Annotated in this window: 10 protein-coding genes; 3 read left to right on the top strand and 7 right to left on the bottom strand. The window is 71.9% G+C overall.

The window, feature by feature from the left end; translation table 11 throughout:
* Positions 1-249: 249 nt before the first annotated feature.
* Positions 250-1,095: an LLM class F420-dependent oxidoreductase gene (locus tag ACIQAC_RS28530; RefSeq protein ID WP_402195660.1), complete on the bottom strand. Its 846-nt coding sequence runs from the start codon at positions 1,093-1,095 to the stop codon at positions 250-252.
* A gap of 28 nt (positions 1,096-1,123) precedes the next feature.
* On the opposite strand from ACIQAC_RS28530, the gene ACIQAC_RS28525 reads away from it, so the two are divergent.
* Positions 1,124-2,644: a CehA/McbA family metallohydrolase gene (locus tag ACIQAC_RS28525; protein WP_402195657.1), complete on the top strand. Its 1,521-nt coding sequence runs from the start codon at positions 1,124-1,126 to the stop codon at positions 2,642-2,644.
* Positions 2,645-2,681: 37 nt separating this feature from the next.
* Here the strand turns inward: ACIQAC_RS28525 and ACIQAC_RS28520 are convergent, their stop codons facing one another.
* The gene (locus tag ACIQAC_RS28520) at positions 2,682-3,506 is read right to left on the bottom strand and encodes an endonuclease/exonuclease/phosphatase family protein (protein WP_402195655.1); all 825 of its coding nucleotides are present in this window, start codon (positions 3,504-3,506) and stop codon (positions 2,682-2,684) included.
* Between the two features lie 144 nt (positions 3,507-3,650).
* Here ACIQAC_RS28520 and ACIQAC_RS28515 point away from each other — a divergent pair, with 144 nt between their 5' ends.
* A complete protein-coding gene (locus ACIQAC_RS28515) occupies positions 3,651-3,881 on the top strand; it encodes a hypothetical protein (RefSeq protein ID WP_402195652.1) in 231 nt (76 codons plus the stop codon).
* Positions 3,878-4,177, top strand: coding sequence for a type II toxin-antitoxin system PemK/MazF family toxin (locus ACIQAC_RS28510; RefSeq protein ID WP_402195650.1), 300 nt, complete (start codon positions 3,878-3,880; stop codon positions 4,175-4,177). Before ACIQAC_RS28515 ends, ACIQAC_RS28510 begins: the two co-directional genes overlap by 4 nt.
* Before the next feature lie 16 nt (positions 4,178-4,193).
* On the opposite strand, the gene ACIQAC_RS28505 is transcribed toward ACIQAC_RS28510, so the two are convergent.
* The 5 genes from ACIQAC_RS28505 to ACIQAC_RS28485 all read right to left on the bottom strand — a co-directional run bounded on the left by ACIQAC_RS28505 (position 4,194) and on the right by ACIQAC_RS28485 (position 10,477).
* A complete protein-coding gene (locus ACIQAC_RS28505) occupies positions 4,194-5,639 on the bottom strand; it encodes an aldehyde dehydrogenase family protein (protein WP_402195648.1) in 1,446 nt (481 codons plus the stop codon).
* A complete protein-coding gene (locus tag ACIQAC_RS28500; RefSeq protein ID WP_402195645.1) occupies positions 5,636-7,366 on the bottom strand; it encodes an amidohydrolase family protein in 1,731 nt (576 codons plus the stop codon). The genes ACIQAC_RS28505 and ACIQAC_RS28500 overlap by 4 nt, the downstream gene beginning before the upstream one ends.
* A 102-nt stretch (positions 7,367-7,468) precedes the next feature.
* Positions 7,469-8,587, bottom strand: coding sequence for an LLM class flavin-dependent oxidoreductase (locus tag ACIQAC_RS28495; RefSeq protein ID WP_402195643.1), 1,119 nt, complete (start codon positions 8,585-8,587; stop codon positions 7,469-7,471).
* 150 nt (positions 8,588-8,737) lie between these two features.
* Positions 8,738-9,514 carry an SDR family NAD(P)-dependent oxidoreductase gene (locus ACIQAC_RS28490; protein WP_402195640.1) on the bottom strand — a complete coding sequence of 259 codons (777 nt, stop codon included), beginning with the start codon at positions 9,512-9,514 and terminating at the stop codon, positions 8,738-8,740.
* Positions 9,515-9,526: 12 nt separating this feature from the next.
* Complete coding sequence (locus tag ACIQAC_RS28485; protein ID WP_402195637.1) at positions 9,527-10,477, bottom strand: TIGR03619 family F420-dependent LLM class oxidoreductase; 951 nt, start codon at positions 10,475-10,477, stop codon at positions 9,527-9,529.
* Positions 10,478-10,757 lie beyond the last annotated feature (280 nt).

The following is a 10,757-nucleotide window of genomic DNA, read 5'->3' as shown; positions in this document are numbered from 1 at the left end:
CGCCTGGGTGGGGGATCCGGCCTTGTCCGAGGGCTGGTGCGGGTCCGTCGTGGCTGGTCGCGCCGTTCCCCGCGCCCCTGAGTGGGTGACCCGGCCTTGCCGCTGGTCGCGCCTGGGTGGGTGCGCAAGACCTTGGCCGTCGAGGGCCCCGCCTTGCCGAGCGGGCGCGACCAGTCCAACGCCCAGGTCACCCACCCAGGGGCGCGGGGAACTGCGCGACCGGCCACAGCGGATCCGCACCAGACCTCGCTAGACGTGGTCCGCGTATGCGTCCAGCGCTTGGAGTACCTCTGTTTCGCCTGCCGGAGGGAGCTGGATCACTACCTCCTCCACTCCCAGTTCCGCGTAGTGGGCGAGCTTGCCCGGGGTGGGATGGATGGCGTACGGGACGATCTGGAGGGCGTTCGGGTCGCGTCCCGCGGCCGTCCAGGCCTCGCGGAGTACCGGCAGGGACTGCGTCAGCCCCCGCCCACCGATCGGCATCCACCCGTCGGCGTACGCGCACACGTGCTGGAAGAGCTTCGGCCCCGCCGCACCGCCGACAAGGGTGCGGGGACCGGTAAGCCGCCCGCGGGGCTTCTGCGCCGGCTTCGGATACGCGTGACTGGCCCGCACCGACCCGAACTCCCCCTCGTAGGCGGTCGGTTCCTCCGACCAGAGCGCGCTCATCAGCCCCATCCGGTCCCGCACCAGATCCCGGCGGGTACGCCAGGTCACCCCGTGGTCCGCGGCCTCCTCGACGTTCCAGCCGAAGCCGACGCCGAGGGTGAACCGGCCGCCGGAGAGATGGTCCAGCGTCGCGATCTGCTTGGCGAGGGCGATCGGGTCGTGCTGGGCGACCACGGTGATGCCGGTGCCGAGACCGAGCCGTTCGGTGACGGCGGCGGCCTGGCCGAGCGCGACGAACGGGTCGAGGATCCGGCCGTACTCGCGGGGCAGGTCGCCACCCGCCGGGTACGGCGTGACCCGCTCGACCGGGATGTGGGTGTGCTCCGGCAGATACAGCCCGGCGAAGCCCCGCTGCTCCAGCTCGCGGGCGATCCTGACCGGGGTGATGGTCTCGTCGGTGAGGAAGATCGTGGCGGAGATACGCATGCGTCATCTGTACCGGGACCCGCCTCAGATGTCCATACCGACCAGTCGGCATTCTTCGGCCACCCGCCGCGCGACCAGGCCCGGCGCCGCCCGTATGTTGGGAGGCGTGAGCCACACCTCAGCGGACGGCCGGGAGCCGGACCCCGGCAGCCAGGAGACGCGGACCCTGCGCGGCACCCTGCCGGCCGGCCCGCCCGACTTCGTGTACGTCCCCGTCGAGATCCCGCGCGGGGTCCGCGAGCTGAGAGTGGCGTACACCTACGACCGCCCGCCCGTCCCGGCCGGCACCGCCGGCAACGCCCTCGACATCGGCGTCTTCGACCAGCACGGCACCGAACTCGGCGGCCGCGGCTTCCGCGGGTGGTCGGGCGGGGCCCGCGGCGAGTTCTTCGTCCGCGCCGACGAGGCCACGCCCGGCTACCTCCCCGGGCCCGTGCACGCGGGCACGTGGCACATCGCGCTGGGTCCGTACACGGTGGCGCCGCAGGGGCTGTCGTACGAGATCACCGTGACGCTCACCTACGGGCCGCCCGGCGAGACCCCCGAGCCGGTGTACCCGCCGTCCCGGGCGAGGGGCCGGGGCCGTGCCTGGTACCGCGGGGACTGCCATCTGCACTCCTGGTACTCCGACGGCCGCCGCACCCCCGCCGAGATCGGGGCGCTGGCACGGGCCGCGGGTCTGGACTTCATCAACTCCTCGGAGCACAACACCCATTCCGCGCACGCGCACTGGGCGGACGTGGCCGGGGACGATCTGCTGGTGATGGTCGGCGAGGAGGTCACGACCCGCAACGGGCACGTGGTCGCGCTCGGCATGGACCCGGGCACGTTCGTGGACTGGCGCTACCGGGCCCGCGACAACCGGTTCGGGAGGTTCGCGCGGCGGATCCGCCGGGCCGGCGGTCTGGTGGTGCCGGCGCATCCGCACGCCACCTGCGTCGGCTGCCACTGGAAGTTCGGCCTCGCCGAGGCCGACGCGGTCGAGGTGTGGAACGGGCCGTGGACGCCGGACGACGAACTCACCCTCGCCGAGTGGGACAACACCCTGGTCGCGGCGGTACGGGACGGGCGTGGCTGGATCCCGGCGATGGGCAACAGCGACGCGCACGGCGACCCGAACGTGGTCGGCCTCCCGCAGACCGTCGTCCTCGCCGACGACCTGACCCGCGCGGCAATCCAGGACGGCATCCGCGCGGGCCGCTCCTACGTCGCCGAGTCGAAGAGCGTCACGCTCTCCTTCACCGCGTCCGACGGCCTCGGCGCCCACGCGGGCATCGGCGAACGTCTCCCCGTCGAGCCCGCCACCCCCGTCACGGTCCGCCTGGAGGTCACCGGCGCCCCGCGCCGCACGGTCCGTCTCGTCACCGACCAGGGCACCCTGTTCACCGCCGACCCGCTGCCGGTGACGGGTGCGGGGGTGGTGGAGTGGCGTACGACGGCCCGGCAAGCGGCCTACGTACGGGCCGAGTTGCGCCACGAGCCGACGGTCGGACCACTGCCGGGGACGATGACGGCGTTCACCAACCCGGTCTTCCTCGGAAGGGAGTGACCGACTCCAGGGCGGGCCGGCCCGTGAGCGCGTGCCGCTATGCGCTCGCTTCCGTCGCCAGCTCCGCCACCACCGCCGCGTGGTCCGACGGCCAGACCCCGTCCACGGGCGCGTCCCCCGCCCGCCGCACGGCCCGCACCCGGCCGAGGCCGCCGGGGCCGGGCGGACCGACGTGGATGTAGTCGATACGGACGGGCGGCTCGCCGAGGGGGAGGTACGGGTTCACCGGGTCCCAGGTGGCGTACGGGGCCGCCGGGTCCGCGTACTGCCAGGCGTCGAGGAAGACCTGGCCCGGGACGGCCGGCGCGGTGCGCAGCCCGCCGAAGAGGCGGATCTCGTCGGAGTCGGGGAAGGCGTTGAAGTCGCCGGTGACGACCGCAGGGAACGGGGTGTCCCCGCGGCGCGCGGCGACGAACTCGGCCAGCGCCCGCACCTGCGCGACCCGCGTGGCCGAGCCGTACGGGACGGAGGTGAGGTGGGTCGTGAAGAACGGCACCTCGTGTCCGGGGGCGGCGAGGCGGGTGTAGAGGGCGGAGCGGCCGTCGGCGAGGTCCGCGGGGGCGGGCAGCGCGAGGGTCGCCCGCTCGACGATCGGCCAGCGGCTCAGCACGGCGTTGCCTATGCCGACGTCGGGGTCGCCTATCCGGCTCCGCCAGCGCTCGGGCGCGGGCGAGGGTGCGTACGCGACATGCAGTCCGAGTTCGCCGGCCAGCCATCCGGCGAGGTTCTCGCCGCCGCCCTCCCACACCTCCTGGAGGCCCACGACGTCCGGACGCAGCTCGCGCAGCGCGCCCAGGATCGCTTTCTGCCGGGCCTCCCAGGGCCCGAACCGCCACCAGAGGTTCCAGGTCACGACCCGCATGTCCGCCAGCCACCCGCTTCCACGACGCCCACGAGGCACCATTGAAGCAAGGGTTCCGGCACGCCGGAGACTTACATCCAGTACGTCCATGTCAAGTTGGCCATCAGTTCACGTATCCATCATGCCGGCCCGTATGATGGCATCATGACGATCAACATGACGATGAGCCTGCCTGACGACGTGGCCGCGTTCGTCAAGGCCAAGGGCAACGCCTCCGCCTACACGGCACGGATACTGCGCCGCGAAATGCTGGCGGAGGAGCTGGGGAAGTCAGCCCGGGTGAGAGCCGAGGCCGGGATCACTACGACCGCGGCCACGCCCGGCGAGAGCGAAGAGGACACCCTGGAGCGGTGGGGCCGGGTGGCGGGTCGGTGAAGCGCGGGCATGTCTACGAACTGTCCTTCGCCGGCGGTCCTGCACACGTACTGGTGATTTCGTCCGACGCCCTGAACGCGCAGAACAAGTCGGCCACTTGCGTGCTGGTCTACCCCCAGCGAGTACGCGAGGCCACTCTGGTCGACATTCCGGTCGGCTCACCCTCCACGGGCACCGTCGTGCTGGGCGAGTTCCGCACACTGTCGGCGCCACGGTTCACCCACGACCTGGGACCGGTCGACGCGCGTGTCATGGAGGCGGTCGAGATCGGGCTCCGCGCCGTGTTCGACCTGTAGGAGATCCGCCCGCACCTCACCCCGGCCACACGATCGCCTGCACCTCGCTGTAGGCGTGCAGGGCGTAACTCCCCACGTCCCGCCCGACCCCGCTGCGCTTGAAGCCGCCGAACGGGGCCTCCATGTTCCGGCCGACCGTGTTCACGCCGACCCCGCCGGCCCGGAGGCGACGGGCGACGCGGAAGGCGCGGGAGACGTCGGCCGACCAGACGTAGTCGATGAGGCCGTAGTCGGAGTCGTTGGCCAGGGCCACGCCCTCGTCCTCCTCGTCGAAGGGGACGACGCAGACGACGGGGCCGAAGATCTCCTCGCGGGCGACCCGCATGTCGTTGGTGCAGTCGGCGAGGAGGGTGGGGGCGACGTAGAACCCCTGGGACAGGGGCGGGCGTTCGCCGCCGCAGACCACCGACGCGCCCTCCTTGCGGCCGAGTTCGACGTACGACTCCACCCGGTCGCGGTGGGCCGCCGAGATGACCGGCCCGACGACCGTGTCCCGTTCGCGCGGGTCGCCGACCTTCAACCGGCCCGCGTAGGCGGCGAGTCGCTCCACGAGCCGCTCGTACACACCCCGCTGGGCCAGCACCCGCGTCGGCGCGGTGCAGATCTGGCCGCTGTAGAAGGAGAAGGTGGTGCCGATGCCGGACACCGCCGAGTCGAGGTCGGCGTCGTCGAAGACCACGGCCGCGCCCTTGCCGCCCAGCTCCATCAACTGCCGTTTCATCAGCCGGCCGCACACCCCGGCGATCCGCTGTCCGACCGCCGTGGACCCGGTGAAGCTGACCATGTCGACGTCCGGCGAGTCCACGGTCGCCTCACCGACCTCGGCCGAACGCCCCGAGACCACGTTGACGACACCGGCGGGCACACCGGCCGCCTCCAGGGCCTCCGCCATCCGGTACACGGACAGCGGGTCCTGCGGGGCGGGCTTCACCACGACCGTGTTGCCCATGGCGAGCGCGGGCGCGATCTTCCCGGCGGGGTTCGCCCAGGGGTTGTTGTACGAGGTGATGCAACTGACCACGCCGACCGGCTGGCGTACGGCGAGCGCCCCGAGCACCCCGCCCTTCCCCATCGGCCCCGGCTCGGTGATCTGCGGCGCGATCGGCCACTCGGCGGGCTCCACACGCGCGTACCGGCGGAAGCGGGCGGCGGCCACGCCGACCTGCATCCCCCGGGCCGTGCCGACGGTCGCGCCGGTCTCCGCGCGGGCCAGATCGGCGTAGGGCACCAGGCGGTCGCGGATGATCCCGGCCGCGCGGGCCAGTACCGCCGCGCGTTCCTCGGCGGGGGTGCGCGACCACGGCCCGAGGGCCTCGCGGGCCGCGGCGCACGCCGACCGCGCCTGGTCCCGCGAGGCCTCCGGCGCCCACCCGACGGTCTCCTCCGTCGCCGGGTCGACCACCGCGTAGTGGCCGCCCTCCGGCTCGACCCATGCCCCGCCGACGAACAGCGACTGCCTCACCGGGTGCTCACCGTCCGGGTGTCCCGGCCGGAGCGCAGCACCCGGCCCGGTACGGCCCCGCTCACCACGTCGTCGCGGATCGCCTCGACGCCGTTGACCCACACGGCGCGGACGCCGATCGCCTTGGCGTCCAGGCGTGGGCTGTCTCCCGGCAGGTCGTGCACCAGGGTCGCGGGGCCCGCCTCGATCCGCTCGGGGTCGAACAGGACGAGGTCGGCATGGAAGCCCTCCTGGATCCGGCCGCGCTCACGCAGTCCGAAGAGCCGCGCGGGGTCGTCGGTCAGCATCTTCACCGCCTGTTCCAGGGAGGTCAGCCTCCGTCCGCGCAGACAGTCGCCGATGAACCGGGTCGTGTACGGCGCACCGCACATCCGGTCCAGGTGCGCGCCCGCGTCGGAGCCGCCGAGCAGCACGTCCTCGTGGCGCCAGGTCTCGGCGCGCAGTGACCAGGACGCGGGGTCGTTGTCGGTGGGCATGGGCCACAGGACCGTACGCAGCTCGTCGTTGGCGCAGATCTCGACGAGGCAGGCGAACGGCTCCTGACCACGTTCACGGGCGATGTCCTCGACGACCCGCCCACGCAGCCCCTCGTTGGCGTCGCTGTAGGTGTCGCCGATGACGTACCGCCCGAAGTTCACCAGCCGCCGGAAGACGCCGGCCTCCTTGGACTCGGCGCGGCGCAGCATCTCGGCGCGTACGGCGGGGTCGCGCAGCTGCTCGATCCGCTCGGGGACGGGGAGTGCGAGGACCGGCCCCCAGCCGGGGATGAGGTTGAGCGCGCAGAACGTGCCGAGGGACATGTTCATCGGCGTGAGGATCGGCATGGTCAGCGCGACGACCCGGCCACCGGCCTTGCGGGCCCGCTCGCCGGCCAGCAGCTGCCGGGGGATCCGCTCGGGGACGGCGGCGTCGACGGTCAGCACGTTCCAGTTCAGGGGGCGGCCGGCGGCGGCGCTCATGTCCGCGAGCAGTTCGATCTCCGCGTCGCTGAACTGGTCGAGGCAGCCGGCGACGATCGCCTCGATCTGCGTGCCCTCGTGCTCACCGACCGCCCTGGACAGGGCGAGCAGTTCCTCGGGCCCGGCGTGCCGGGAGGCGACGGGCTGTCCGTCGCCGTCGGAGTGTGTACTGGACTGGGTGGTGGAGAAGCCCCACGCCCCGGCGTCCATCGCCTCGTGCAGCAGCCGCAGCATGGCGTCGAGCTGCTCGGCCGACGGCTGCCCGCCGACGGCGTCCGGCCCCATCACGTACCGCCGCAGCGCACAGTGCCCCACCATGAATCCGGCGTTGACCGCGATCCGCCCCTCCAGCGCGTCGAGGTACTCCCCGAACCCGTGCCAGGTCCAGGGCGCCCCCTCCTCCAGCGCCACCAGCGACATCCCCTCGACCCGGGACATCATCCGCCGCGTGTAGTCGGCGTCATCCGGCCGCTCGGGATTCAACGGCGCGAGCGTGAACCCACAGTTCCCCCCGGCCACGGTCGTCACCCCGTGATTGAGGGACGGGGTGGCGTACGGGTCCCAGAACAACTGGGCGTCGTAGTGGGTGTGGGGGTCGACGAACCCGGGGGCGAGGACGAGCCCGGTTGCGTCCTCGACGGCCCGGGCGGCCTCGGTGACCTTCCCGACGACAGCGATCCGCCCGTCCCGCAGACCCACATCGGCGATCCGGGCGGGCGCCCCGGTGCCATCGACGACGGTGACATTACGAATGACGTGATCGAGCACGAAGGCTCACCTCCTGAGTCGGGGCGACGGCAACGCCCTTCTTTTGGGGGCGCGGGGAACTGCGCGACAGGCCACAACGCACCCGCACCCGCCGACGACCCCTCAGGCCCCTTGACGGAACCGCGTAGTCCGGTGGACAGGATCCGTATCGATCTTGGGAATGACGTGCTCCCCGATGAGCCGAATCGTCTGAAGCGTCTCCTCCTTGGGCACCCCCACGGGCAGCCCGAAGCTGATCTGGTCGGCCCCGGCCTGCTCCCACCGCTTGCACTGCCGAAGCACCTCGTCCGGATCCCCGCAGATCAACAACTCCTCCTCGATGAGGAGTTCGACCAGCTCGGCGGTGTACTCCGGCAGCGTCTCCGGCCACACCGGAAACCCCTCGGGCCGGGGAAACGTGTCGTGGTAGCGGAACACCAGCGACGGCAGATAGTGCAGCCCGCCGTTGACGGCGACCTGTATCGCCTCGTCGTGCGTGGGCGCACAGATCGCGGTCGTCGTCACCATCACGTTGTCGTTGACGAAGTCCCCGATCGGTTCGGCGTCCACGATCGCCGTCTTGTACTGCTCAAGCACCCACTCCATGTCGGAGACCTTCTGCACGCTGAAGCCGAGCACCCCGAGCCCCTTGCGGGCGGCCATCGAGTACGACGGCGGCGACCCGGCGGCGTACCACATCGCGGGGTGCGACTTCCCGTACGGCTTCGGCAGGATCTTGCGCGGCGGCAGCGACCAGTGCTTGCCCTGGAAGCCGACGTACTCGTCCTGGAGCCACATCTTGGGGAACTCGGCGATGGTCTCTTCCCAGATCTCCTTGGTGTAGTTCATGTCCGTGATGCCGGGCAGGAAGCCGAGGATCTCGTGGGAGCCGGCGCCGCGTCCGCTGCCGAACTCGAAGCGGCCCTCGCTGAGGTGGTCCATCATGGCCACCTTCTCGGCGACCTTCACCGGGTGGTTGACCTGGGCGAGGGGGTTGAAGATGCCGGACCCGAGATGGATCCGCTCGGTGGCGTGGGCCAGGTAGCCGAGGAAGACGTCGTTCGCGGACAGGTGCGAGTACTCCTCCAGGAAGTGGTGCTCGGACGCCCAGGCGTACTTGAAGCCGGACCTGTCCGCCTGGATGACGTACTCGGTCTCCTCCATCAGCGCCTTGTGCTCGGCCAGTGGGTCGGTCTCGGCGCGCTTGCCCACGTATCCCTGTACGAACAGTCCGAATTCCAAGGAGGTTCACCGTCCCCAGTTTCTGGCGCATCTGACGAACCGTCAGCTCTGCTCTGTCCGCCGACTGTGGCACCGCGGCCCTGCACCGTCAATAGCTGACGGTCAGTCAGATGGGTCGCCCGGACACGAGGCGCTCCCGCTCGGGGCCGGCTAGACGACCGACACCCCGGCAAGCCACCCTCCGTCGATCACAAACGGCTGCCCGGTGATGTACGAGGAGTCGTCCGAGGTCAGGAAGAGCGCCAGCCGCGCGACCTCCTCGGGCCTGCCGATCCGGCCGAGCGGCACCAGCTTGCGGTAGAACCGGTCCAGGGACCGGCTCGCCTGCGCGACGTCCGCCTCCGGGTCCAGCTGGGCCGGATTGGACATCGCGGTGTCGATGGCGCCGGGACAGACCGCGTTGACCCGGACACCGGCGGACGCCAGCTCCAGCGCGGCGACCCGGGTCAGCCCGAGGACGGCGTGCTTGGTCGCGGTGTACGCCCCGATGGCCGCCATACCGGTCAGCCCGGTGTACGAGGCGGTGTTGACGATCGTGCCGCCGCCCGCCGCGGCGATCGCGGCGCCCACCGTCTTGATCCCGAGGAAGCACCCCACCTGATTGACCCGTACGACCTGCATGAACTCGTCGAGCGGGGTGTCGGCCAGCGTGTTGAACCGCAGGATGCCCGCGTTGTTGACCAGCCCGTCGATCCGGCCGTACGCGCTTGTGGCGGCGGCGACCGCGGCCCGCCAGTCGGCCTCCTCCCCCACGTCGAGGTGCGCGTACAGCGCGCCGATCTCCTTGGCGACGGCCTCCCCCTGGTCGTCGAGCACATCGGCCACGACGACCTGCGCGCCCTCCGCCCGGAAGAGCCGCGCCTCCTGCTCACCCTGTCCGCGTGCGGCGCCGGTGACGATCACGACCCGGCCGTCCAGTCTGCCCATGACGTACTCCCGTCACTGGTCGAGTAGCGGGGCGACCTCGGCCCCGAAGGCGGTGATCTGGTCGACGAGTTCGGCCCGGCCCCGGCACCGGAACCGGACCTGGATCTGGTGCACGCCCATCGCGCGGTAGGCCCGCAGGGACTCGGCGAGGGCGTCGGGCGCACCGGAGAGGGTCCGGCGGCCGACGTCCCAGTCGGGCGTGCCGACGTACAGCGGCTCGGTGATGGCCCCGACGACGATCGGTTCGTCGATGCCGGCGTCGGCGCGCAGCCGGTGCAGGGTGGCGATCTGCTCGGGCAGTTTGCGGCGCGGGTCGCCCTGGGGCAGCCAGCCGTCCCCCTTGAGGGCGGCGCGGCGCACGGCGGCGGGCGAGGACCCGCCGACCCACACGGGCACCCGCTCCTGCGCGGGCCTGGGCAGCTGGCCGAGCCCCTCGAACTCGAAGAACTTCCCGTGGTGCGAGGGGAACTCCTCGGGTCCGAGGGCGGCCCGCAGGGCGTCGATGGTCTCGTCGAGTACGGCCCCGCGCTGCCCGAAGTCCTGCCCGAGCGCCTCGAACTCCTCACGCACATGCCCCGCGCCGACGCCGAGGATCAGCCGGCCGCCGGAGAGGTGGTCGAGCGTGGCGTACTGCTTGGCGGTGGCCAGCGGGTGGCGCAGCCCGACGACGGCGACATGGCTGAGCAGCCGGACGCGTTCGGTGACGGCGGCGAGATGGGCGAGGGTGGCGACGGGGTCGTACCAGATGGTGCTCATCGCGGGCGCGAGGCGGCGCGGTACGCCGACGTGGTCGCAGCTCGCGACGTAGTCGAAGCCGGCCCGGTCGGCGGCGGCCGCGACGGCCCGCAGGTCGTCCGGCCCGGCACCGGCCTCCCAGGGCTCGGCGTAGATGGTGCTCTGGGACTGAACCGGAAGCTGCATCCCGACCAGCGTCCGCCCGTCCGGCGGATTGTGCGTGGACATTCACCCTCCCGCGATCTGACGAACCGTCATATCTGTGTGGTGCCGGTCATCGTCAGGGCTGGGGCTGCAACAGACAAGGGGGCCGGCACTCTCATCGGGCGGCGGCCGGACGCCGCTCAGGGGCGCGGGGACCTGCGCGACCAGCCACAACAGACCCGCACCCGCCCCTGGACGCCCCTGGACATGTCCCCACCCCTTCCCGATTGACCACGAACAGTCCCGTTCAAGTCACGGCCTCGTCACCCCCTGAAGCCCGCCGCAGGCACCTCCGTACTTCGGG

The organism is Streptomyces sp. NPDC088387, from assembly GCF_044753385.1.
Lineage (GTDB): Bacteria > Actinomycetota > Actinomycetes > Streptomycetales > Streptomycetaceae > Streptomyces.
The sequence above is the reverse complement of the archived record's forward strand: the minus strand, read 5'-3'. Positions and strand labels throughout refer to the sequence as shown.

Coding starts and splice junctions, on each gene's coding strand:
- ACIQAC_RS28530 (WP_402195660.1), bottom strand. CDS start 1,095: ATGCGTATCTCCGCCACGATCTTCCTCACCGACGAGACCATCACCCCG.
- ACIQAC_RS28525 (WP_402195657.1), top strand. CDS start 1,124: ATGTCCATACCGACCAGTCGGCATTCTTCGGCCACCCGCCGCGCGACC.
- ACIQAC_RS28520 (WP_402195655.1), bottom strand. CDS start 3,506: ATGCGGGTCGTGACCTGGAACCTCTGGTGGCGGTTCGGGCCCTGGGAG.
- ACIQAC_RS28515 (WP_402195652.1), top strand. CDS start 3,651: ATGACGATCAACATGACGATGAGCCTGCCTGACGACGTGGCCGCGTTC.
- ACIQAC_RS28490 (WP_402195640.1), bottom strand. CDS start 9,514: ATGGGCAGACTGGACGGCCGGGTCGTGATCGTCACCGGCGCCGCACGC.
- ACIQAC_RS28485 (WP_402195637.1), bottom strand. CDS start 10,477: ATGTCCACGCACAATCCGCCGGACGGGCGGACGCTGGTCGGGATGCAG.